Source organism: Marimonas lutisalis, from assembly GCF_005434965.1.
GTDB lineage: Bacteria > Pseudomonadota > Alphaproteobacteria > Rhodobacterales > Rhodobacteraceae > Marimonas_A > Marimonas_A lutisalis.
The window spans coordinates 229,927-250,918 of the sequence record NZ_SKCI01000001.1; the positions used below are offsets into that span (position 1 = coordinate 229,927).

The following is a 20,992-nucleotide window of genomic DNA, read 5'->3' on the forward strand; positions in this document are numbered from 1 at the left end:
AAAGGTCGGGAGAAACCATATGATCCAGATGCAGACCAATCTGGATGTTGCTGACAACTCCGGCGCACGCCGGGTTCAGTGCATCAAGGTCCTGGGTGGTTCCAAGCGCAAATATGCGTCGGTGGGCGACATCATCGTGGTGTCGGTCAAGGAAGCCATCCCGCGCGGCCGCGTGAAGAAAGGCGACGTGCGCAAAGCCGTTGTCGTGCGCACCGCCAAGGAAGTGCGCCGTGAAGACGGCACCGCGATCCGCTTTGACCGCAACGCCGCTGTCATCCTCAACAACAACAACGAGCCGATCGGCACCCGTATCTTCGGGCCGGTGGTTCGCGAGCTGCGCGCGAAGAACTTCATGAAGATCATCTCGCTCGCTCCGGAGGTGCTGTAAGATGGCTGCGAAACTGAAAAAGGGCGACAAGGTCGTCGTGCTGGCCGGCAAGGACAAGGGCAAGCAGGGCACCATTTCGTCGGTTGATCCGAAGGCCGGCAAGGCCGTGGTCGACGGTGTGAACGTGGCGATCCGCCACCAGCGCCAGACCCAAACGAGCCAGGGCGGCCGCATGCCCAAGGCGATGCCGATGGATCTGTCGAATCTGGCGATCGTCGACAAGAACGGCAAACCCACCCGCGTCGGCTTCAAGATGGAAGGCGACAAGAAGGTGCGTTACGCCAAGACCACGGGGGACGTGATCGATGCTTGATGCTGCAACCTATACCCCGCGTCTGAAAGCCGCCTACAAGGACAGCATTCGCGCCGCTCTGAAAGAAGAGTTCGGCTATTCGAATGACATGATGATCCCGCGGCTGGACAAGATCGTGCTGAACATCGGCTGCGGCCGCGCCGCGGTGAAGGACTCGAAAAAGGCCAAGTCGGCCGTCGAGGACCTGAGCACCATCGCCGGCCAGCAGGCGATCCAGACCAACGCGAAGAACTCGATCGCGGGTTTCCGCGTGCGTGAAGGCATGCCGATGGGCGCCAAGGTCACGCTGCGCGGCGACCGGATGTACGAATTCCTCGACCGGCTGATCACCATCGCAATGCCCCGTATCCGCGACTTCCGCGGCGTGCCGGGCACCAGCTTTGACGGCCGTGGCAACTATGCCATGGGCCTGAAAGAGCACATCGTGTTCCCGGAAATCGACTATGACAAGGTCGACGAAGTCTGGGGCATGGACATCGTGATTGCCACCACCGCGAAAACCGACGCGGAAGCCAAGGCGCTGTTGAAGCATTTCAACATGCCCTTCAACAGCTGATCCGCGGGAGGAGATTGATATGGCTAAAAAATCCATGATCGAGCGCGAGAAAAAGCGTCAACGCCTGGTCGAGAAATACGCCGCCAAGCGTGCCGCGCTCAAGGATATCATCAACGACGAGTCGAAGCCGATGGAAGAGCGTTTCCGCGCGTCCCTGAAGCTTGCCAAACTGCCGCGCAACAGCTCGGCGACCCGTCTTCACAACCGCTGCCAGCTCACCGGGCGTCCGCATGCTTACTATCGTAAGCTCAAGGTCAGCCGGATCGCGCTGCGCGAGCTGGGGTCTGCAGGGCAGATCCCCGGCATGGTGAAATCGAGCTGGTAAGGAGAGAGTGAGATGAACGATCCTATCGGCGATATGCTCACCCGTATCCGCAACGCCCAGATGCGCGGCAAGTCGACCGTGTCGACGCCGGCGTCGAAGCTGCGCGGCTGGGTCCTGGATGTTCTGGCCGACGAAGGTTACATCCGCGGCTATGAAAAAGGCACTGATACAGATGGTCACCCGACCCTCGAAATCAGCCTGAAATACTTTGATGGCACCCCCGTCATTCGCGAGCTCAAGCGGGTTTCGAAACCCGGCCGCCGCGTTTACATGGGCGTCAAGGACATTCCGCAGGTTCGTCAGGGCCTGGGCGTGTCGATTGTCAGCACGCCCAAGGGCGTGATGTCGGATGCGAACGCTCGCAGCCAGAATGTTGGCGGCGAAGTGATCTGCACGGTCTTCTAAGGAGAGCGACAATGTCTCGTATTGGCAAAAAACCGGTCGAGCTGCCGTCGGGCGTCACCGCCACGATCTCCGGCCAGACCATCGAAATCAAGGGCCCGAAGGATACCCAATCCTTCACCGCGACCGATGACGTGACCATCGCGCAGGAAGACAATGCCATCGTGGTGACCCCGCGCGGCAAGTCCAAGCGCGCGCGCCAGCAGTGGGGCATGAGCCGCACGATGGTGGCCAACATGGTCCAGGGTTGCACCGAGGGCTTCAAGAAAGAGCTTGAGATCAACGGTGTTGGTTACCGGGCGCAGGTGCAGGGCAATGTCCTGAAGCTGAACCTCGGCTACAGCCACGACGTGGATTTCCAGGTTCCCGCTGGCGTGACCGTCACCTGCCCCAAGCAGACCGAGATCGTCGTGGAAGGCACCAACGCACAACTCGTCGGCCAGGTCGCGGCCAATATCCGCGAATGGCGTGAGCCCGAGCCCTACAAAGGCAAAGGCATCAAGTACAAAGACGAGTACATCTTCCGCAAGGAAGGCAAGAAGAAGTAAGGACCGGACAGATGGCAAACAGCAAACGACAACTGTTCCTGAAACGCCGCCTGCGCGTCCGGAACAAACTTCGCAAGGTCAACAGCGGCAAGATGCGCCTGTCTGTGCACCGTTCGAACAAGAACATCAGCGTGCAGCTGATCGACGATGTGAACGGCCGCACCGTGGCCGCCGCCTCGTCGCTCGAGAAAGATCTTGGCATCATTGGCAAGAACAACGTGGAAGCTGCCGCCAAGGTGGGCGCCGCGATTGCCGAGCGCGCCAAGAAAGCGGGCGTCGAAGAGGCCTATTTCGACCGTGGCGGGTTCCTCTACCACGGCAAGGTGAAGGCCCTGGCCGACGCCGCACGCGAAGGCGGGCTGAAGATCTAAGACCCTGTGGGCCGCGGCGCTGGTCGCGGTCCCGATGATCCGGGGGCGCATGCCGCGCCCACCTGGATTGATACGAACCAAGGCCAGAGCGCCAACCTTGAAAGGAATGCCTGATGGCAAGAGAAGGTCAACAACGGGGACGCGGCCGCGATCGCGACGAAGCCCCGGAATTCGCAGATCGCCTGGTGGCGATCAACCGTGTGTCGAAAACCGTGAAAGGTGGTAAACGCTTTGGCTTTGCCGCGCTGGTGGTTGTCGGCGATCAGAAAGGCCGTGTCGGTTTCGGCAAGGGCAAGGCCAAAGAGGTGCCCGAGGCGATCCGCAAGGCGACCGAGCAGGCCAAGCGCCAGATGATCCGCGTGCCGCTGCGCGAAGGCCGCACGCTGCACCACGACATCGAAGGCCGTCATGGGGCCGGCAAGGTGGTGATGCGCACCGCCCCGGAAGGAACCGGGATCATCGCCGGTGGTCCGATGCGGGCCGTGTTCGAGATGCTGGGCATCAAGGACGTGGTTTCGAAATCGATCGGATCGCAGAACCCCTATAACATGATCCGCGCCACGATTGACGGGCTGCAGAAGGAATCGAGCCCGCGCATGGTGGCCCAGCGCCGCGGCAAGAAGGTGGCCGACATCCTGAAAAAGGATGAAGCCCCCGCGGAAGCGGAAGCGTAAGGAGACGGACCCATGGCAAAAACCATCGTCGTCAAACAGATCGGCAGCCCGATCCGCCGCCCGGCCAAACAGCGTGCAACGCTGGTGGGCCTCGGCCTCAACAAGATGCACAAGACCCGTGAGCTTGAGGATACCCCCTCGGTGCGCGGCATGATCGCCAAGATCCCGCATCTGGTCGAGATCATCGAAGAGCGCGGCTGAACAGCCCTGCGGTGCGCATAATCGCGCATCCTGCGACAATAGAAGCGCCCCTGGTGAGAGCCGGGGGCCTTTTCTTTTAAGGGTGGATTCGTGCAGCTATGCGCCCGGCGCATGGCGAGACTGCGAAACCCGTGCTGGTGAAATCTCTGCCGGGGCCGTATCCCGTGGCCAAATCCAAGGCACGAACAGAAGGTTTCACATCCATGACATTCGTCACTTTCCCCGCCCGCGCCGTGGCGCGCGCCGTCAAGGCCATCGTTTCGGCCAAGCCGGTCCCCTGCTGGACCGAGTACCTGCGCGAAACGGGCGGTCTGCGCGGCTGAGACGCCAGGCGCAAGAGACCAGTGAAAACGCCCCCGGCCTTGTCTGCCGGGGGCGTTTTTCTTTTTGGGCAGGTCGGTGGCTTACTCCGAGAGGCTGGCGAGGCCGCGGGCGCTGACGCGGCGCACCACGTCGTTGAACGCGACGCCCACCGGTGTCGGCGCAAGGTTGCTGTCTACGAGGTTGATTTTCGGTGTGCCGCCCTTCCAGGGATAGGGATTGGCGGCGAACCAGGCGTGGCGTTCCACGAAAGGAAGACGTTCCATCATCAGGATGGCCTCCTGCGCGAAGCGCGCGTTCTGGGCATAGGTGACCTTACCCGGGCGCTTCCAGTCGATCAGGGCGAACTCGGTCACCCAGATCGGGCGGCGGTATTCGCGGTGCACGGCTTCGAGCCAGCGGCGGAAGGCGTTCACGTCGCCATTGGTGGAATAGTAGTGCACCGCCATGAAATCGACCCGCAGGCCGCGGCGTTCGGCCTCGGTCATGAAGCGGCGCTGCCATGAATTGGCGCCGAGGGTCTGCTCCTGCGTGGTCGCCGGGCTGCCGAGCCGCAGGCCGCGCGCTTCGAGCCTGGGCCAGAGCGCGATGGCCTCGGCCACGGACAGGCCCGCCTGGTGCGCGCCGGTTTTCTGATCGGGTTCGTTGAAGGCCAGCAGGTGACGGACCCTGCGGTTGGACACGATACGTTTGTTCACGTCCCTGGCGGAATGGATCATCGGCACGAATTCGACGGTGCGCGAGGTGCCGCCGCGGTGCCACATCTGATCGGGTCGCCAGTTGTAGTACCAGGACAGCCCCGGCTGATCCTCGATCCACTCGAGTGTCGTCTTGGCGGGGTTTTCCCAAGCGCCGACCCCCGCCTTTTGCGCGGCTGCGGGCAGAGCCATCAGCATGATCCCGAAAACAAAGGCTGCAAGTCTGAGCATATGTCCCTCGTGCGATTGGAGCGAGGATATAAAGTCGGCGGGTTAAGAATTGGGAAACCGTGTGGCAAGAGTGGGGCAATTGGCGAAAACACGCGAAATTAGCGCCTTTGCGGGGCGGAGGGGCGCCGGCGCGCGCCGGGACGTGTGACAGGCCGGGCGGCGGCCAACAGCGCGCTTGCATCGCGCGGGTGTTGCGTCTATACGCCCGCGGGTGGCCGGAGACGGCCCGACTCGGAAAAAACAAGAAACGCCGTGGTTGGCCCATCACGCTTCGGGGGCCACATCCGGCAAAGGAGAAGCGACATGAAACTGCATGAACTGCGCGACAACGACGGCGCAACCAAGAAACGCAAGCGCGTCGGCCGTGGCCCGGGCTCGGGCATGGGCAAGACCGGTGGCCGTGGTATCAAAGGCCAGAAATCGCGTTCGGGCGTGGCCATTGCCGGCTACGAAGGCGGCCAGATGCCGCTCTATCAACGCCTGCCCAAGCGTGGCTTTAACAAGCCGAACCGCAAGAAATTCGCGGTTGTGAACCTCGGGCTCATCCAGAAATTCGTCGACGCCAAGAAGCTGGACGCCAAGAAAGCCATCACCGAGGACGTGCTGGTGGAATCGGGCGTTGTGCGCCGCAAGCTGGACGGTATCCGCGTCCTGGCCAAGGGCGACGTGTCGGCCAAGCTGACGCTCGAGGTGACCGGCGCATCGAAAGCGGCTGTCGAAGCCGTCGAGAAAGCCGGCGGTAAACTGACGGTCACTTCGGCGCAGGCGGCCGAATAAGAGGTTGTCCCCGGAGCATCCGGGGCTTAGATAACCTCAAGTTTTCCAATTCAGCGCCGCCGGGCCGGGAAAACCGCCCCGGCGGCGCATGCATGAAAGAGACCGCGCATGGTATCTGCCGCAGAACAAATGGCCGCCAACACGAGCTGGGCGGCACTCGGGAAAGCAACCGACCTTCGCAACCGCATCCTGTTCACGCTGGGCCTGCTGATCGTCTATCGGCTGGGCACCTTCATTCCGGTCCCCGGAATCGACGGGCAGGCGCTGCGCGACTTCATGGAAGGTGCGGCGGCCGGCCTGGGCGGGATCCTGACCATGTTCACCGGCGGCGCGCTGGGGCGGATGGGTATTTTTGCCCTTGGCATCATGCCTTATATCTCGGCCTCGATCATCGTTCAGCTGCTGACATCCATGGTGCCTGCGCTGGAACAGCTGAAAAAAGAGGGCGAACAGGGCCGCAAGAAGATCAACCAGTATACCCGTTACGGCACGGTGTTCCTGGCCACGCTGCAGGCCTATGGCCTTGCGAAAAGCCTGGAAGCCGGTGATCTCGCGACCGATCCGGGCCTGTTCTTCCAGTCCTCGACGGTGATCACGCTGGTCGGGGGCACGATGTTCCTGATGTGGCTGGGCGAACAGATCACCGCGCGCGGCGTGGGCAACGGTATTTCGCTGATCATCTTCGTCGGCATCATCGCCGAGATTCCGGCCGCGCTGGCCCAGTTCTTCAGCCAGGGCCGTTCGGGCGCGCTGAGCCCGGCTGTCATCATCGGCGTGATGATCATGGTGGTGGCGGTGATCGCCTTCGTTGTCTTCATGGAACGCGCGCTGAGAAAGATTCATATCCAGTACCCGCGCCGCCAGGTCGGCATGAAGGTCTATGACGGCGGCAGTTCGCACCTGCCCGTCAAGGTCAACCCGTCGGGCGTGATCCCGGCGATCTTTGCCAGCTCGCTTCTGCTGCTGCCGACGACGATCAGCACCTTCAGCGGCAACCAGACCGGCCCGATCATGTCGACGCTGCTGGCCTATTTCGGCCCCGGTCAGCCGCTCTACCTTGCGTTCTTCGTCGCGATGATCGTGTTCTTCGCCTATTTCTACACCTTCAACGTCAGCTTCAAACCTGACGAGGTGGCAGACAACCTGAAGAACCAGAACGGTTTTGTCCCCGGTATCCGCCCGGGCAAGAAGACGGCCGAGTACCTGGAATATGTCGTCAACCGTATCCTCGTGCTGGGCGCGGGTTACCTTGCCGCCGTGTGCCTGCTGCCGGAAATCCTGCGCAGCCAGCTGGCGATCCCGTTCTATTTCGGCGGCACATCCGTGCTGATCGTCGTCTCGGTCACCATGGATACGATCCAACAGGTGCAAAGCCATCTTCTGGCGCACCAGTATGAGGGCTTGATCGAAAAATCGCAGCTGTCCGGCAAGGGGCGGCGGCGCAAGAAGAAAGGACCGGCACGGCGATGAACATCATCCTGCTTGGACCGCCGGGGGCCGGCAAGGGCACCCAGGCGCGGCATCTCGTTGAAACCCGCAACATGATCCAGCTTTCGACGGGCGACATGCTCCGCGAAGCCAAGGACAGCGGCACGGAAATGGGCAACAAGGTTGCCGAGGTCATGGCGCGCGGTGAGCTTGTCACCGACGAGATCGTCATCGGCCTGATCCGCGAGAAGCTGGAAGGCGACAAGCAGGGCGGCTTCATCTTCGACGGGTTCCCGCGCACGCTGGCCCAGGCCGACGCGCTGGCGGCGCTTTTGGCCGAATGCGGTGAGACGCTGGATGCCGTGATCGAGATGCAGGTGGATGACGATGCGCTGGTCGACCGGATCACCGGCCGATACACCTGCGGCAATTGCGGCGAGGTCTATCACCGCACGACGAAGCCGGAGAAGGTGGAAGGCACCTGTGACAAGTGCGGCGCGCAGGACATGAAGCACCGCGCCGACGATAACGAGGAAAGCCTGCGCACCCGGCTGATGGAATATTACAAGAAGACCAGCCCGCTCATCGGCTATTACTATGCCAAGGGTCAGCTGAAATCGGTTGACGGCCTGGGTGAGATCGACGCGGTTCAGGCCGCGATCGCCGGCGCGCTGGACGGCTGAGGGCGATCGGGGAGTGGCGCGGGCTACTCCCTGAGCAATGCCGCCCGGCCCGAGATGGCGCCACGTGCGGCGGCCAGTTCCTCGAACGACTTTATCAATTGTGCGACGTCCTGGTCGGGCAATCCCTTCGCGAAGAGGCTTGCCGCTGGGTCGTCCTCGACCGCTTCGGCATAGCCCATTGCCCAGTTCGGGAAACGCCGCCGGGCAAGCGGGCCTTCGGACAGGAGGCGCACATTGCTGTGCCGCTCGTCGGCGCTGATCCGGGTATAGAGCCTGTCGAGCTCCTCGCGCGGGCCTTCGAGGATCTGGAAAAACTCGTGCATCGTGCGCACGAGATAGCCGCTGATGCCGACACGCTGGTTATGCGCCCAGGCGGTGCGCAGGATGTCGAAATCGCTGAGATGGGGGAAAGGATGGCGTGCGTCGCTGCGGTAAATGAGATAATGCGTCATGTCGTCTTCTGGTCGGCGCGCGTTCCACCGTTTATCGCGTATTCGTCCGCGTTCCGGAAGGGCCAATCGATGCAATGGCAGGGAGGCGTCATGCAGCCCTTGACGGCCCGGCCAAATCCAAATAACCAGCACCATCCCTTAAGGGATTGATTCTGTCCGGGTCGCACCCGTGCATGAATGACAACCTCGAATTCAGCTGCGGCCCGGAGCGGAAAACGCCTCGGGCTTACGTTGTGAAAAAAGGTTCCGGAACTACGGAACCGCAACGAAAGGAAAGATAACGTGGCACGTATCGCCGGCGTCAACATCCCGACGCACAAGCGCGTTCCGATCGCGCTCACCTACATCACCGGAATCGGCCATGCCTCGGCCAAGGCCATCTGCGATGCCGTTGGCATCGACCACGCCCGCCGGGTGAACGAGCTTTCGGATGCCGAAGCTCTGGCCATCCGCGAGCACATCGACGCCAACTATACCGTCGAAGGTGACCTGCGCCGTGAAGTGCAGATGAACATCAAGCGCCTGATGGACCTTGGCTGCTACCGCGGCCTGCGTCATCGCCGCAACCAGCCCGTGCGCGGCCAGCGCACCCACACCAATGCGCGCACGCGCAAAGGCCCGGCGAAACCCATCGCCGGCAAGAAGAAGTAAGGGAGGGCAGCACCAATGGCACGTGATACCCGTCGCGGAGGCAAGAAAAAGGTCTCCAAGAACATCGCCGCTGGCGTCGCGCATGTGAACTCCAGCTTCAACAACACCAAGATCCTGATCTCTGACGTGCAGGGCAACGCGATCTCGTGGTCGTCGGCCGGCACGATGGGCTTCAAGGGCTCGCGCAAGTCGACCCCCTATGCCGCGCAGATGGCTGCCGAGGACGCAGGCCGCAAGGCGCAGGAACACGGCGTGAAAACGCTGGAAGTCGAAGTGCAGGGCCCCGGTTCGGGCCGCGAGTCGGCGCTGCGCGCGCTGGCTGCTATCGGCTTCAACATCACGTCGATCCGCGACGTGACGCCGATCGCCCATAACGGCTGCCGCCCGCCGAAACGTCGCCGGGTCTGATCCGATTATAAAGATGTGGCCGGGCCTGTGCCCGGTCCCATCGTCGTCATTTTGAAACCTCGGGCGTCTTTTGCCTTTGGACATGGGGCAGGAGACAGGAATGGAGGGACGCATGATCCATAAGAACTGGCAGGAATTGATCAAACCCACGCAGCTGGAGGTGAAGCCGGGCAACGACCCGACCCGCCAGGCAACCATCGTGGCCGAACCGCTGGAGCGCGGCTTTGGCCTGACGCTGGGCAACGCGCTGCGCCGGGTGCTGATGAGCTCGCTGCAGGGCGCCGCCATCACCAGCGTGCAGATCGACAACGTGCTGCACGAGTTCAGCTCGGTCGCGGGTGTGCGCGAAGACGTCACCGACATCGTTCTGAACCTGAAGGGCGTTTCGGTGCGCATGGATGTCGAAGGGCCCAAGCGCCTGTCGATCAACGCCAAGGGCCCGGGTGTCGTCACCGCCGGTGACATCTCGGACAGCGCCGGCATCGAGATCCTGAACAAGGACCACGTGATCTGCCACCTCGACGAGGGCGCGGATGTCTACATGGAACTGACCGTCAACACCGGCAAGGGCTATGTCGCAGCCGACAAGAACAAGCCCGAGGACGCGCCCATCGGCCTGATGCCGATCGATGCGATCTATTCGCCGGTCAAGAAGGTTTCCTATGACGTGCAGCCGACGCGGGAAGGCCAGGTCCTTGACTATGACAAGCTGACGCTGAAGGTGGAAACCGACGGCTCGATCACCCCCGATGATGCGCTGGCCTATGCCGCGCGCATCCTGCAGGACCAGCTGTCGATCTTCGTGAACTTCGAAGAGCCCGAATCCGCCGGTCGCCAGGAAGAGGACGAAGGTCTCGAGTTCAATCCGCTTCTGCTGAAAAAGGTGGACGAGCTGGAGCTGAGCGTGCGTTCGGCCAACTGCCTGAAGAACGACAACATCGTCTATATCGGCGACCTGATCCAGAAGACCGAAGCCGAGATGCTGCGCACCCCGAACTTCGGCCGCAAGTCGCTGAACGAGATCAAGGAAGTGCTGTCCAGCATGGGCCTGCACCTTGGCATGGATGTCGAGGACTGGCCGCCGGACAACATCGAAGATCTGGCGAAGAAGTTCGAAGACGCGTTCTGAGAACCCAGGGTGGGGTAAAACCCCACCCTACAATGCCCGCATTGGCGGGGAACAAGCAGGGCAAGCGCCCCAAGGAGAGCCGGTGACACGCATCGCCGGCCAGACAAAGCAAAACCGCCCGTAGAGGGCAAAAGGAGTTAGAAACATGCGTCACGCAAAAGGCTATCGTCGCCTCAACCGCACCCACGAGCACCGCAAGGCGCTCTTTTCCAACATGGCCGGCTCGCTTATCGAGCATGAGCAGATCAAGACCACCCTGCCCAAGGCCAAGGAACTCAAGCGGATCATGGACAAGCTGATCACGCTGGGCAAGCGCGGTGACATGCACGCCCGCCGCCAGGCCGCCGCGCAGCTGAAACAGGACAAGGACGTCGCCAAGCTGTTCGAGGTTCTGGGCCCCCGTTACAAAGAGCGCAACGGCGGCTACACCCGCGTTCTGAAGGCCGGTTTCCGTTACGGTGACATGGCCCCGATGGCGATCATCGAACTGGTCGACCGCGATGTCGACGCCAAGGGCGCCGCCGACAAGGCCCGCCTGGCCGCCGAGGAAGCCGCGGAGATGGAAGCGGAGTAAATCCCGCTCCGATCACGGATTTTCAAGCCCCCGCCTTTTCGGCGGGGGTTTTGCTTTGTGCACGCCGCTTGCATTCGCGGCCCGCGCTTCGCATATCTGGGCTGACGATGAAGGAAGGTGACATGCTGCGTATCCTTGCGTTCATTCTGGCCATGGTCGCCGCGCCGCTGGCGGCAGAAACCCGCGTGCCGCAAAACCAGGCCGAGATCGCGCTGGGGTTCGCCCCCCTCGTGAAACAGGCTGCGCCCGCGGTGGTGAACATCTATGCCAAGCGCGTGGTGCAGGTGCAGACCAGCCCCTTCATGAACGATCCGTTCTTCCAGGAGTTTTTCCAGGGCTTCGGCACGCCGCGCCCGCAGGTGCAGAACAGCCTCGGCTCGGGCGTGATCCTGACCGCCGACGGCATCGCCGTGTCGAACTACCACGTGGTGGGCGAGGCGCAGGATATCCGCGTCGTGCTGAACGACCGGCGCGAATACGAGGCCGATATCCTGTTGGCCGATGAAGAGGCTGACCTCGCGATCCTGCAGCTGCGCGAGGCGCAGGACATGCCCTATCTGCCGCTGCGCGACAGTGACACGGTCGAGGTGGGCGAGCTGGTGCTGGCCATCGGCAACCCCTTCGGCGTGGGCCAGACCGTGACCAGCGGCATCGTTTCGGGGCTCGCCCGGTCGGGCACGGCGACGGGCAGCGCGCGGGGCTACTACATCCAGACCGATGCGCCGATCAACCCGGGCAATTCGGGCGGGGCGCTGGTGGATGTGAACGGCGCGCTCATCGGCATCAATACGCGTATCCTGACGCGCTCGGGCGGGTCGAACGGGATCGGCTTTGCCATTCCCTCGGCGCTGGTGCAGCGCTTTGTCGAACAGGCGCAGACCGGGGCCGACCGCTTCAACCGGCCCTGGGCCGGAATGAACGGACAGCCGGTGGACAGCGACATCGCCGAGAGCCTGGGGCTCGACGCGCCGCGCGGCATCGTGATTTCCGAGCTGCACGCGGTCAGCCCCTTCCTGGCGGCCGGGTTCCGCAAGGGCGACGTGATCCTCGAGGTGGGCGGCCAGCCGGTGAACACGCCCGATGAAATGGTCTTCCGGATGAGCGTGGCGGGCCTTGGCAACAAGGTTGCGATCACCCGTTTCCGCGCTGGCGAAACCGATGAGGTCGCGGTGGAACTGGTGGCCGCGCCGGATGTGCCGCCGCGCGATCCGCGGCGCAGCACGTCGCGGGCGGCCATTCCGGGGATCGAGCTGTCGAACATCAACCCCGCGGTTCTGGCCGAGCTGGGCCTGCCGCTGTCGGTCGAAGGGGTGGTGGTCACCGATCCCGGCCCGGCCGGCCAGCGCGCGGGGCTTGCGCGCGGCGATATCCTGCGTGCCATCAACGATGTCGCAGTCAGCGACAGCGCCACGGCGGTTCAGCTTCTGGAAAAGGCCAGTCGCTGGCTGCTGCTTGACGTGCAGCGCGGCAATCAGCGCCGCGTGCTGCGGTTCCGGCTCTGACATGGCCGATCTTTTCGATACCGCGCCGGGGCAGGCCGATGCGCCCAAGGGGCCGCGCCCGCTGGCCGACCGGCTGCGCCCGAAAACGCTGTCCGAGGTGATCGGGCAGGAGCAGGTGCTGGGCCCCGAGGCGCCACTGGGCGTGATGCTGTCATCTGGTTCGTTATCCTCGCTCGTCCTGTGGGGGCCGCCCGGCGTGGGCAAGACCACCATCGCGCGGCTTCTGGCGGATGAAACCGACCTGCATTTCGTGCAGATCAGCGCGATCTTCACCGGTGTGCCCGAACTCAGGAAAGTGTTCGAGGCGGCAAAGCATCGCCGCGCCAACGGGCAGGGCACGCTTTTGTTCGTGGACGAGATCCACCGCTTCAACAAGGCGCAGCAGGACAGTTTCCTGCCGCATATGGAGGATGGCACGATCCTTCTGGTCGGCGCGACCACGGAAAACCCCAGCTTTGAATTGAACGCCGCTGTGCTGAGCCGTGCGCAGGTGCTGGTGCTGGAGCGGCTGGACCTTGCGGACCTTGAGCGGCTGGCGCAGCGGGCCGAGAAAGAGCTGGAGCGCGGCCTGCCGCTCGATGGCCCGGCGCGCGAGGCGCTCCTGGAAATGGCCGATGGCGACGGGCGCGCGCTTTTGAACCTGATCGAACAGGTGATGGCGTGGAAGGTCGAGGGCAAGCTCGATACCGCGCAGCTGACCACGCGGCTGATGCGGCGGGCGGCGAAATACGACAAGTCCGGCGATGAGCATTACAATCTCATCTCGGCGCTGCACAAATCGGTGCGCGGGTCCGATCCCGATGCCGCGCTTTACTGGCTGGCGCGGATGCTGGAAGGCGGCGAAGACCCCCGATATCTCGCCCGCCGGATCACCCGCATGGCGGTCGAGGATATCGGCCTTGCCGATCCCAACGCGCAGACCCATTGCCTGCACGCCTGGGAGGTGTATGAGCGCCTTGGCAGCCCCGAGGGCGAGCTGGCGCTGGCGCAGGCCGTGGTCTACCTGGCGCTGGCGCCGAAATCAAACGCCGCCTACACCGCCTATAAGGCCGCGCGCGCGCAGGCCAAGAAAACCGGCTCGGAACCGCCGCCCAAGCATATCCTCAACGCGCCGACGAGCCTGATGAAGGACCAGGGCTATGGCGATGGTTATGCCTATGACCACGATGCAGAGGACGGGTTTTCAGGGCAGAACTACTTCCCCGAGGGCATGAAACGCCCGGTGCTTTACACCCCGGTCGAGCGCGGCTTCGAGCGCGAGCTGAAAAAGCGGCTCGACTGGTTTTCCGGTCAGCGCGCCAAGCGCGGGAAGCCCTGAGCCCGGGCTTCATCTTGACTGAAATATCCCGGGGGAAAGGTGCAAAACAGCGTCCAGCAGTTTTGCACCTTGGGGGCAGCGCCCCCACGACATGCCGCCTCAGCTTGACAAACGCCGCCCCCCCTGAGACAGACCGCCCATGTTTTCGACCCTTCTTCAAGTAGCCCTTGGCGGCGCGATCGGCGCATCGGCGCGCTACCTCACCTCGGTGGGGGCGATGCGGCTGATGGGGCCGGGCTTTCCCTGGGGGACGCTGGCGGTGAATATCGCGGGTTCGTTCCTGATGGGGGTGCTGGTGGTGGTGCTGGCACACAAGGATGGCGGCATGAAGATCGCGCCCTTCCTGATGACCGGCCTCCTGGGCGGGTTCACCACGTTTTCGGCCTTTTCGCTGGATGCGCTGACGCTGTGGGAACGCGGCAATCACGCACTGGCCGGATTCTATGTCGCGGCTTCGGTGCTATTGTCGCTGGGGGCCATCATCCTGGCGCTCTGGTTCACCCGGGGGTTCTACCAGTGAGCGGCGTGCAAACCCTGACCGTCGCGGCGGGCGAAGGCGGCCAGCGGCTTGACCGGTGGTTCCGCCGCCAGTTTCCGCATGTGCCGCAGGGCCGGATCGAGAAGATGTGCCGCAAGGGCGAATTGCGCGTGGATGGCGGACGGGTGAAACCGGCAACGCGCGTGGAAGAGGGCCAAAGCGTGCGCGTCCCGCCGCTGCCGGACCCGGACGGGCCGGCGCCCAAGCCCGTGGCGCCGCAGGTTTCCAAGGCCGATGCCGAGATGATCCGTGCCGCGGTGATCTGGAAGGATGACCACATCATCGCGCTGAACAAGCCGCCGGGCCTGCCGACACAGGGCGGCAGCAAGCAGACGCGCCACGTGGACGGGCTGGCCGAGGCGTTGAAATTCGGACTGGATGAAAAGCCGCGCCTCGTGCACCGGCTCGACAAGGATACTTCGGGCGTTCTGCTCCTGGCGCGCACCCGGGCGGTGGCGCAGGCGCTGACCGCCGCGATCCGCCACCGCGAAACGCGCAAGATCTACTGGGCCGTCGTCGCCGGTGTGCCGCGCCCCTACCTGGGTGAGATCAAGTATGGCCTCGTGAAGGCCCCGGGCGGTGGCAAGGGGCAGGGCGAAAAGATGCTGTGCATCCACCCCCGCGAGGTCGAGCGCACCCCGGGCGCCAAGCGTGCGGTCACGCTCTATGCCACGCTTTTCCGCGTGGCCGAGCGCGCCAGCTGGGTGGCAATGGAACCGATTACCGGCCGCACGCACCAGCTGCGCGCGCATATGGCCGAGATCGGCCACCCGATCGTGGGCGATGGCAAGTATGGCGGCTCGAGCCAGGAGAACCTGGGCGATGGCTGGGGCGCGAAGCTGGGCGGGGTCATCTCGAACAAGCTGCACCTGCATGCGCGGATGATGCGGTTCGAACACCCGGTCACCGGCAAGCTGGTGACGATCACCGCACCGCTTCCCGAGCACATGGCGCATACGTTCGAAACCTTCGGCTGGACGCCCGACCTGGCCGCCGAGGACCCGTTCGAGGCGCTGGGATGAGTGAGCGTCTGCGTCTCGTGGTTTTCGATGTCGACGGCACGCTGGCCGACAGCCTGGCCGAGATCGTCGCCGCCATGGGCGCGGCCTTTGCCGGCGAGGACCTGGAGGCGCCGTCGCGCGGCGAGATCCTGTCGATTGTCGGACTGTCACTGGATCAGGCAATGGCGCGACTGGCACCAGAGCTGAGCGCCGGAAAACACGCGGCGCTGGTCGAGGGCTACAAGCAGGCCTATTTCCGGCAGCGGCAGGAAAACGGGGCGTCGCCGCTTTACCCCGGCGCGCGCGAAATGCTTGAGATGCTGGCGCAGGACCCGTTCCTGCTGATGGGGGTGGCCACGGGAAAGTCTAAACGCGGCCTTGATGCATTGATCGAGGCGCATGGGCTGGAGGCGTTTTTCGTCACCCGGCAGGTGGCCGATTTCCACCCGTCCAAGCCGCATCCCGCGATGCTGCACGCGGCGCTGGCCGAGGCCGGTACGAGCGCGGGGGACGCGGTGATGATCGGCGACACCACCTATGATATCGATATGGCCCGCGCCGCGCGGATGCGCGCCATCGGCGTGAACTGGGGCTATCACCCGGCCGACCGGCTGGGCGCCGATGCCATCGTCGAAGACTTCGCAGCGCTGCCCGGCACGATCGAGTGGCTTGTCCCCCGCAACCCGGAGAATCGTTCATGAGTGAATGGAAATCCAAACGCTTCTGGAAAGAGGTCACCACCGCGCCCGAAGATGACGGGTTCGCGGTTTTGCTCGATGGCCGCCCTGTGCGCACGCCGGCCAAAGTGCCGCTTGTGTTGCCGACCGAGGCGCTGGCGCGCGAAGTGGCCGCCGAATGGGCGGCCCAGGAGGGCGAGATCGCCCCGGTCAGCATGCCCTTCACCCGTTCGGCCAATGCGGCGATCGACAAGGTGCGCACCCAGTTCGACGAAGTGGCCGAGATGCTGGCCGCCTATGGCGACAGCGATCTGCTGTGTTACCGCGCGGAAGGCCCCGAGGCGCTGGTGGTGCGCCAGGCCGAGGGCTGGGACCCGTTGTTGGAATGGCTGCGCAAGGCGTTCGGGATTGCGCTGAGCCCGGTTTCGGGGGTCATGCATGCGCCTCAACCTGCTGAAAGCATGGTGAAAATCCGCGAGATAACACAGCAGATGAGCGCATTCGAGCTGACCGGTTTCCATGATCTGGTCTCGCTCAGCGGCTCGTTCGTGTTGGCACTGGCGGCGACGCAGGGCCTGCATCCGCCCGAAACACTCTGGGCGTTGTCGCGCATCGACGAGACCTGGCAGGAAGAACAATGGGGACGCGATGACGAGGCCACCGAGGCCGCCGAGGTGAAAAAGGCCGCGTTCCTGCATGCCCACCGTTTTTTCCAGGCTGCCCGCAAAGGCGGCTGAATGCCCCCTGAAACATCAAACGGTTGACCATGCGGAACCCGCACGAGAGATCGCGATGATTTGCGCATTGGTCCCTTGACCTTCCGCGCCAATTCCGACCAAACTCCTCGCCATTGAGAAGGGTGCACCTTCTCGGATATCGACCCCGGCCCAGAAAAGGCCGGGCCAACCGTCCGTGAAAGGGCGGACAATCAGGAAGAGGTAAACATGAAAAAAACCGTATTTCTTGGTGCTCTCACCGTTGCAGGCCTGGCCGCTGGCGCAGCCGCCGCAGGCACGCTCGACGATGTGAAGGCACGTGGCAAGCTGAACTGTGGTGTGTCCACCGGTCTGGTCGGCTTTGCTGCACCCGATGCGAATGGTGAATGGAACGGCTTCGACGTGTCGGTTTGCCGCGCCGTCGCTGCGGCCGTGCTGGGCGATCCGGCTGCCGTGGAATTCGTGCCGACCACCGGCAAGACCCGCTTCACCGCGCTCGCCTCGGGCGAGGTTGACATGCTGGCCCGGAACACCACCTGGACCTTCTCGCGCGACGTGGACCTCAAGTTCACCTTTGTCGGCGTGAACTACTATGACGGCCAGGGCTTCATGGTCCCGAAAGAGTTGGGCGTGAGCTCGGCCAAGGAACTCGACGGCTCGACCGTCTGCATCCAGACCGGCACTACGACCGAGCTGAACCTGGCGGATTTCTTCCGCTCGAACAACATCAGCTACGAGCCGGTTCCGATCGAAACCAACGCCGAAGCGCAGCAGCAGTACCTGGCCGGCGCCTGTGACGTCTACACCACCGACGCATCGGGCCTCGCCGCGACCCGCGCAACCTTCGAGAACCCGGCCGATCACGTCGTTCTGCCGGAAATCATCTCGAAAGAGCCGCTCGGCCCGCTCGTGCGTCATGGCGACGACGAATGGGGCGACGTGGTGCGCTGGACGCTGAACGCGCTGATCACCGCTGAAGAGCTGGGCATCACCTCGGCCAACGTCAAAGAAATGGCGTCGGCAGCCGGCAACAACCCGGAAATCAACCGTCTGCTCGGCACCGAGGGCAACCTGGGCGAAATGCTGGGCCTCTCGGCTGACTGGGCGGTCGCTGCTCTGTCGTCGGGTGGCAACTACGGCGAGATCTTCGAGAAGAACATCGGCGAAAACACCCCGATCGGCCTGTCGCGCGGCCTGAACGCGCAGTGGACCGAAGGCGGCCTGATCTACTCGCCGCCGTTCCGTTAATCGGACGATGGCAAGGGCGCGGGACATCCCGCGCCCTTTTCCAAATATAAGAACGGGTCCGTTGCGAGCAGGGCAAACCCTGCCGGAGACCGGGTCCGAGAAGACAGACAGGGACGTCTTCCATGACCACACTCACCGACCCGCCGAAACAGGCGTTTCGGCTGTCTCAGCTGATTTACGATACCCGGTATCGCTCGATGACCATTCAGGTCATCGCGATGATCGGGTTCCTGATCCTGATCGGCTGGCTGATCTCGAACACCGCGCAGAACCTGGCGGACCTGGGCAAGGAGCCCTCGTTCCGCTTCCTGGGAGAGCCTGCGGGCTATGACATCAACCAGCGCCTGATCGACTATAACAACCAGGACACGCATTTGCGGGCGGCCTTTGTCGGGTTGCTCAACACACTTCTGGTGGCCTTCCTGGGCTGTATCACCGCCACCGTGCTGGGCGTGATCATCGGGGTGTTGCGCCTGTCGAAAAACTGGCTGGTGGCGCGGCTGATGACAGTCTACGTGGAAATGTTCCGCAACGTGCCGGTGCTGCTGTGGATCGTGTTCGTCATGGCGATCCTGATCGAGAGCCTTCCGGCGCCACGGGCTTTCCGAGGCGACAATCCCGAAGCCACCATGAAGGTGTTCGATTCCGTCGCTGTTACCAATCGCGGGGTCTACGTGCCCGAACTGCTCTTTGGCGTCGATGCCAGGGATGAAAAGGGTGAGTACCTCGATGCGCCCACGGGCTGGCGCGTGGGCCTGGGCGATCTGCCCATCGGGGCCAGCGCCGACAATCCCGCCTGCGCAAGCTACTATGCCACCGAAGGCGCCATGGCTGGTGAGCCGGGGCCGGGCTGCGGCACGTTCCAGATCAGCCTGGACCTGATGGCGGTGCTTTTCGTGCTGATTGCAGGGTTCTATTCCGCGCACCGGATCAAGCTGCGCGCCGACCGCATTCAGGAGGCCACCGGCGAGCGGCCGACTACCTGGTATCTGCGCCTTGGCGTTGTGGTCGTGCCCCTGTTGATCGTGCTTTACGCACTGGGCGCCTATCTCGCCTATCCCGAGCTCAGGGGCTTCAACTTCCGTGGCGGGACGCATATGCGCAACTCGCTGATTGCGCTCTGGCTGGCGCTGTCGCTTTACACGGCCGCCTTCATCGCGGAAATCGTGCGCGCCGGGATCATGGCCATCAGCCACGGCCAGACCGAAGCCGCGGCGGCGCTGGGTCTGCGTTCGAACCGGATCATGTCTCTCGTGATCCTGCCGCAGGCGCTGCGGGTGATCATTCCGCCGCTGATCTCGAACTACCTCAACCTCACCAAGAACAGCTCTCTGGCGATCGCGGTGGGATATATGGACATCACCGGTACGCTGATGGGCATTACCCTGAACCAGACGGGCCGCGAGCTCGAGACGGTTCTTCTGGGCATGCTCATTTACCTGACGATCAGCCTCAGCATCTCGGCGGTGATGAACTGGTACAACAACCGTGTGAAACTGGTGGAGCGGTAAGATGAGCGATCTGTCCTTTGTCCGCACCGAAATGCTGCCCGAGAAAGAGCCACCCGCCTCGACGGTCGGGGCCATCGGGTGGGCACGTGAAAACCTGTTCTCGGGCTGGTTCAACTCGATCCTGACCGTGGTCTCGCTCACGGTGATCTACTACGTGCTCTCGACCCTGCTGACCTGGGCGATCTCGCCCACCTGGAGCGCGACCTCACTGGGCGAATGCCGCGACATCCTGGCGGAAGTGGGCCGCGAAGGCCACTATGCCGGGGCCTGCTGGGGCGTGATCCGTGATCGCTGGATCCAGCTCCTCTTCGGCTTCTACCCGTCCGAGCTCTACTGGCGTCCGATCCTGGCCTTCATCCTGCTGGGTGTGGCGCTGGCGCCGGTGCTCTTCTCGGATAAGGTCACCCCCAAGCTTCTGTGGTTCTCGGCGGTCTTTCCGTTCCTGTTCCCCTGGCTTCTGTGGGGCGGCACCATCTGGGCGCCGCTGGCGGTGATCGCCGGTTTCGTCATCGGCTGGTTCGTCTACAAGGCGGTCGATGCCTCGGCTGGCAGCCTGGCCGGGATCATCGCGGCCGTGGTCGCCGCCGTGGTCTGGTGGATGTTCCTGTCGGGCTACGTGGTCAACGGGGTGCCGAACCCCGATGATCCCAATGCCGTCGGTGGTCTCAACGCCCTGCTGCCAATCGGGATCGAAGCGGTGGAAAGCCGCAATTTTGGGGGCTTTATGCTGTCGATCACCATCGGGGTCGTCGCCATTGCCTGTTCGCTGCCGCTGGGCATCGTGCTGGCGCTGGGGCGGCAATCGGACCTGCTGATCGTCAAGGCGCTCTGTGTAGGCTTTATCGAATTTATCCGCGGCGTGCCTCTGATCACGCTCTTGTTCGTGGCCTCGACGCTTCTGAACATCTTTATGCCGCCGGGCACGAATTTCGACATCATCCTGCGGGTGATCATCATGGCGACGCTGTTTGCCTCGGCCTACATGGCCGAAGTGATCCGTGGCGGTCTGGCCGCGCTGCCCAAGGGCCAGTACGAAGGCGCCGACAGCCTCGGGCTGAATTACTGGCAGGCGCAGCGGCTCATTATCATGCCGCAGGCGCTGAAGATCTCGATCCCCGGTATCGTCAGCACCTTCATCGGGCTGTTCAAGGATACCACGCTGGTCTCCATCATCGGCCTCCTGGATCCGCTGGGCCTGTCGAACTCGATCCGCGCCGACGCGGCGTGGAACGGCATCGTTTGGGAAATCTATGGCTTCATCGCGCTGATGTTCTTTGTCTTCTGCTTCGCCATGTCCCGTTATTCCATGTATCTCGAGCGCAAGCTCCATACTGGCCATCGCTAAGGAGGG

Annotated in this window: 27 protein-coding genes; 25 read left to right on the forward strand and 2 right to left on the reverse strand. The window is 63.4% G+C overall.

Annotated features, from left to right (window positions below; all coding sequences use genetic code 11):
* Window positions 1-19 precede the first annotated feature (19 nt).
* The 9 genes from rplN (at window position 20) to rpmD (ending at window position 3,778) form a co-directional block, all read left to right on the forward strand.
* Entirely contained in the window at window positions 20-388 is a 369-nt protein-coding gene (gene rplN / locus E0501_RS01100; RefSeq protein WP_011567679.1) for a 50S ribosomal protein L14, read from the forward strand.
* Window position 389: 1 nt separating this feature from the next.
* Window positions 390-701: a 50S ribosomal protein L24 gene (rplX, locus tag E0501_RS01105; protein WP_137699505.1), complete on the forward strand. Its 312-nt coding sequence runs from the start codon at window positions 390-392 to the stop codon at window positions 699-701.
* Window positions 694-1,257: a 50S ribosomal protein L5 gene (gene rplE / locus E0501_RS01110; RefSeq protein WP_137699506.1), complete on the forward strand. Its 564-nt coding sequence runs from the start codon at window positions 694-696 to the stop codon at window positions 1,255-1,257. The genes rplX and rplE overlap by 8 nt, the downstream gene beginning before the upstream one ends.
* A 19-nt stretch (window positions 1,258-1,276) precedes the next feature.
* Window positions 1,277-1,582 carry a 30S ribosomal protein S14 gene (gene rpsN / locus E0501_RS01115; protein WP_137699507.1) on the forward strand — a complete coding sequence of 102 codons (306 nt, stop codon included), beginning with the start codon at window positions 1,277-1,279 and terminating at the stop codon, window positions 1,580-1,582.
* Window positions 1,583-1,594: 12 nt separating this feature from the next.
* Window positions 1,595-1,987, forward strand: a complete 393-nt coding sequence (gene rpsH, locus E0501_RS01120) for a 30S ribosomal protein S8 (RefSeq protein WP_137699508.1) — start codon at window positions 1,595-1,597, stop codon at window positions 1,985-1,987.
* An 11-nt stretch (window positions 1,988-1,998) separates the two neighbouring features.
* Window positions 1,999-2,532, forward strand: a complete 534-nt coding sequence (gene rplF, locus E0501_RS01125; RefSeq protein ID WP_137699509.1) for a 50S ribosomal protein L6 — start codon at window positions 1,999-2,001, stop codon at window positions 2,530-2,532.
* An 11-nt stretch (window positions 2,533-2,543) separates the two neighbouring features.
* The gene (gene rplR, locus E0501_RS01130; protein ID WP_137699510.1) at window positions 2,544-2,903 is read left to right on the forward strand and encodes a 50S ribosomal protein L18; all 360 of its coding nucleotides are present in this window, start codon (window positions 2,544-2,546) and stop codon (window positions 2,901-2,903) included.
* Between the two features lie 113 nt (window positions 2,904-3,016).
* Window positions 3,017-3,577: a 30S ribosomal protein S5 gene (rpsE, locus tag E0501_RS01135; protein WP_137699511.1), complete on the forward strand. Its 561-nt coding sequence runs from the start codon at window positions 3,017-3,019 to the stop codon at window positions 3,575-3,577.
* Window positions 3,578-3,589: 12 nt separating this feature from the next.
* Entirely contained in the window at window positions 3,590-3,778 is a 189-nt protein-coding gene (gene rpmD / locus E0501_RS01140; protein ID WP_137699512.1) for a 50S ribosomal protein L30, read from the forward strand.
* A 404-nt stretch (window positions 3,779-4,182) separates the two neighbouring features.
* On the opposite strand, the gene E0501_RS01145 is transcribed toward rpmD, so the two are convergent.
* Window positions 4,183-5,028, reverse strand: a complete 846-nt coding sequence (locus E0501_RS01145) for a glycosyl hydrolase (RefSeq protein ID WP_235857722.1) — start codon at window positions 5,026-5,028, stop codon at window positions 4,183-4,185.
* 303 nt (window positions 5,029-5,331) lie between these two features.
* Between E0501_RS01145 and rplO the strand changes: the two genes are divergently transcribed.
* From rplO to E0501_RS01160, 3 genes are all read left to right on the forward strand, one after another.
* Entirely contained in the window at window positions 5,332-5,805 is a 474-nt protein-coding gene (gene rplO, locus E0501_RS01150) for a 50S ribosomal protein L15 (protein WP_137699513.1), read from the forward strand.
* Between the two features lie 108 nt (window positions 5,806-5,913).
* Window positions 5,914-7,275 carry a preprotein translocase subunit SecY gene (secY, locus tag E0501_RS01155; RefSeq protein ID WP_137699514.1) on the forward strand — a complete coding sequence of 454 codons (1,362 nt, stop codon included), beginning with the start codon at window positions 5,914-5,916 and terminating at the stop codon, window positions 7,273-7,275.
* Entirely contained in the window at window positions 7,272-7,916 is a 645-nt protein-coding gene (locus E0501_RS01160) for an adenylate kinase (protein ID WP_137699515.1), read from the forward strand. The genes secY and E0501_RS01160 overlap by 4 nt, the downstream gene beginning before the upstream one ends.
* A 23-nt stretch (window positions 7,917-7,939) precedes the next feature.
* Here E0501_RS01160 and E0501_RS01165 read toward each other — a convergent pair whose 3' ends face one another.
* Window positions 7,940-8,368 carry a BLUF domain-containing protein gene (locus E0501_RS01165; protein WP_161594524.1) on the reverse strand — a complete coding sequence of 143 codons (429 nt, stop codon included), beginning with the start codon at window positions 8,366-8,368 and terminating at the stop codon, window positions 7,940-7,942.
* Window positions 8,369-8,650: 282 nt separating this feature from the next.
* Between E0501_RS01165 and rpsM the strand changes: the two genes are divergently transcribed.
* The 13 genes from rpsM to E0501_RS01230 all read left to right on the forward strand — a co-directional run bounded on the left by rpsM (window position 8,651) and on the right by E0501_RS01230 (window position 20,986).
* Complete coding sequence (gene rpsM, locus E0501_RS01170) at window positions 8,651-9,019, forward strand: 30S ribosomal protein S13 (RefSeq protein ID WP_137699517.1); 369 nt, start codon at window positions 8,651-8,653, stop codon at window positions 9,017-9,019.
* A 15-nt stretch (window positions 9,020-9,034) separates the two neighbouring features.
* Window positions 9,035-9,427, forward strand: a complete 393-nt coding sequence (gene rpsK / locus E0501_RS01175) for a 30S ribosomal protein S11 (protein ID WP_137699518.1) — start codon at window positions 9,035-9,037, stop codon at window positions 9,425-9,427.
* A gap of 112 nt (window positions 9,428-9,539) precedes the next feature.
* Complete coding sequence (locus tag E0501_RS01180; protein WP_137699519.1) at window positions 9,540-10,556, forward strand: DNA-directed RNA polymerase subunit alpha; 1,017 nt, start codon at window positions 9,540-9,542, stop codon at window positions 10,554-10,556.
* 145 nt (window positions 10,557-10,701) lie between these two features.
* Window positions 10,702-11,130, forward strand: coding sequence for a 50S ribosomal protein L17 (rplQ, locus tag E0501_RS01185; protein WP_137699520.1), 429 nt, complete (start codon window positions 10,702-10,704; stop codon window positions 11,128-11,130).
* Window positions 11,131-11,252: 122 nt separating this feature from the next.
* A complete protein-coding gene (locus tag E0501_RS01190) occupies window positions 11,253-12,632 on the forward strand; it encodes a trypsin-like peptidase domain-containing protein (RefSeq protein WP_137699521.1) in 1,380 nt (459 codons plus the stop codon).
* Between the two features lies 1 nt (window position 12,633).
* Window positions 12,634-13,950, forward strand: a complete 1,317-nt coding sequence (locus tag E0501_RS01195; protein ID WP_137699522.1) for a replication-associated recombination protein A — start codon at window positions 12,634-12,636, stop codon at window positions 13,948-13,950.
* 139 nt (window positions 13,951-14,089) lie between these two features.
* Window positions 14,090-14,470, forward strand: a complete 381-nt coding sequence (gene crcB, locus E0501_RS01200; RefSeq protein WP_137699523.1) for a fluoride efflux transporter CrcB — start codon at window positions 14,090-14,092, stop codon at window positions 14,468-14,470.
* Entirely contained in the window at window positions 14,467-15,510 is a 1,044-nt protein-coding gene (locus E0501_RS01205; RefSeq protein WP_137699524.1) for an RluA family pseudouridine synthase, read from the forward strand. Before crcB ends, E0501_RS01205 begins: the two co-directional genes overlap by 4 nt.
* The gene (locus E0501_RS01210; RefSeq protein WP_137699525.1) at window positions 15,507-16,190 is read left to right on the forward strand and encodes an HAD-IA family hydrolase; all 684 of its coding nucleotides are present in this window, start codon (window positions 15,507-15,509) and stop codon (window positions 16,188-16,190) included. The genes E0501_RS01205 and E0501_RS01210 overlap by 4 nt, the downstream gene beginning before the upstream one ends.
* A complete protein-coding gene (locus E0501_RS01215) occupies window positions 16,187-16,903 on the forward strand; it encodes an ATP12 family chaperone protein (protein ID WP_137699526.1) in 717 nt (238 codons plus the stop codon). Before E0501_RS01210 ends, E0501_RS01215 begins: the two co-directional genes overlap by 4 nt.
* Window positions 16,904-17,110: 207 nt before the next feature.
* On the forward strand, window positions 17,111-18,130 hold the full coding sequence (locus tag E0501_RS01220) for an amino acid ABC transporter substrate-binding protein (RefSeq protein WP_137699527.1): 1,020 nt from the start codon (window positions 17,111-17,113) through the stop codon (window positions 18,128-18,130).
* 122 nt (window positions 18,131-18,252) lie between these two features.
* Window positions 18,253-19,641, forward strand: a complete 1,389-nt coding sequence (locus tag E0501_RS01225; protein WP_137699528.1) for an amino acid ABC transporter permease — start codon at window positions 18,253-18,255, stop codon at window positions 19,639-19,641.
* Window position 19,642: 1 nt separating this feature from the next.
* Complete coding sequence (locus E0501_RS01230; protein ID WP_137699529.1) at window positions 19,643-20,986, forward strand: amino acid ABC transporter permease; 1,344 nt, start codon at window positions 19,643-19,645, stop codon at window positions 20,984-20,986.
* Window positions 20,987-20,992: the final 6 nt, after the last annotated feature.

Bases quoted from the DNA above. Each gene is read 5' to 3' on its own strand.
- rplN (WP_011567679.1), top strand. From the start codon at position 20: ATGATCCAGATGCAGACCAATCTGGATGTTGCTGACAACTCCGGCGCA.
- rplX (WP_137699505.1), top strand. From the start codon at position 390: ATGGCTGCGAAACTGAAAAAGGGCGACAAGGTCGTCGTGCTGGCCGGC.
- rplE (WP_137699506.1), top strand. From the start codon at position 694: ATGCTTGATGCTGCAACCTATACCCCGCGTCTGAAAGCCGCCTACAAG.
- rpsN (WP_137699507.1), top strand. From the start codon at position 1,277: ATGGCTAAAAAATCCATGATCGAGCGCGAGAAAAAGCGTCAACGCCTG.
- rpsH (WP_137699508.1), top strand. From the start codon at position 1,595: ATGAACGATCCTATCGGCGATATGCTCACCCGTATCCGCAACGCCCAG.
- rplF (WP_137699509.1), top strand. From the start codon at position 1,999: ATGTCTCGTATTGGCAAAAAACCGGTCGAGCTGCCGTCGGGCGTCACC.
- rplR (WP_137699510.1), top strand. From the start codon at position 2,544: ATGGCAAACAGCAAACGACAACTGTTCCTGAAACGCCGCCTGCGCGTC.
- rpsE (WP_137699511.1), top strand. From the start codon at position 3,017: ATGGCAAGAGAAGGTCAACAACGGGGACGCGGCCGCGATCGCGACGAA.
- rpmD (WP_137699512.1), top strand. From the start codon at position 3,590: ATGGCAAAAACCATCGTCGTCAAACAGATCGGCAGCCCGATCCGCCGC.
- E0501_RS01145 (WP_235857722.1), bottom strand. From the start codon at position 5,028: ATGCTCAGACTTGCAGCCTTTGTTTTCGGGATCATGCTGATGGCTCTG.
- rplO (WP_137699513.1), top strand. From the start codon at position 5,332: ATGAAACTGCATGAACTGCGCGACAACGACGGCGCAACCAAGAAACGC.
- secY (WP_137699514.1), top strand. From the start codon at position 5,914: ATGGTATCTGCCGCAGAACAAATGGCCGCCAACACGAGCTGGGCGGCA.
- E0501_RS01160 (WP_137699515.1), top strand. From the start codon at position 7,272: ATGAACATCATCCTGCTTGGACCGCCGGGGGCCGGCAAGGGCACCCAG.
- E0501_RS01165 (WP_161594524.1), bottom strand. From the start codon at position 8,368: ATGACGCATTATCTCATTTACCGCAGCGACGCACGCCATCCTTTCCCC.
- rpsK (WP_137699518.1), top strand. From the start codon at position 9,035: ATGGCACGTGATACCCGTCGCGGAGGCAAGAAAAAGGTCTCCAAGAAC.
- E0501_RS01180 (WP_137699519.1), top strand. From the start codon at position 9,540: ATGATCCATAAGAACTGGCAGGAATTGATCAAACCCACGCAGCTGGAG.
- rplQ (WP_137699520.1), top strand. From the start codon at position 10,702: ATGCGTCACGCAAAAGGCTATCGTCGCCTCAACCGCACCCACGAGCAC.
- E0501_RS01190 (WP_137699521.1), top strand. From the start codon at position 11,253: ATGCTGCGTATCCTTGCGTTCATTCTGGCCATGGTCGCCGCGCCGCTG.
- E0501_RS01195 (WP_137699522.1), top strand. From the start codon at position 12,634: ATGGCCGATCTTTTCGATACCGCGCCGGGGCAGGCCGATGCGCCCAAG.
- crcB (WP_137699523.1), top strand. From the start codon at position 14,090: ATGTTTTCGACCCTTCTTCAAGTAGCCCTTGGCGGCGCGATCGGCGCA.
- E0501_RS01210 (WP_137699525.1), top strand. From the start codon at position 15,507: ATGAGTGAGCGTCTGCGTCTCGTGGTTTTCGATGTCGACGGCACGCTG.
- E0501_RS01215 (WP_137699526.1), top strand. From the start codon at position 16,187: ATGAGTGAATGGAAATCCAAACGCTTCTGGAAAGAGGTCACCACCGCG.
- E0501_RS01220 (WP_137699527.1), top strand. From the start codon at position 17,111: ATGAAAAAAACCGTATTTCTTGGTGCTCTCACCGTTGCAGGCCTGGCC.
- E0501_RS01225 (WP_137699528.1), top strand. From the start codon at position 18,253: ATGACCACACTCACCGACCCGCCGAAACAGGCGTTTCGGCTGTCTCAG.
- E0501_RS01230 (WP_137699529.1), top strand. From the start codon at position 19,643: ATGAGCGATCTGTCCTTTGTCCGCACCGAAATGCTGCCCGAGAAAGAG.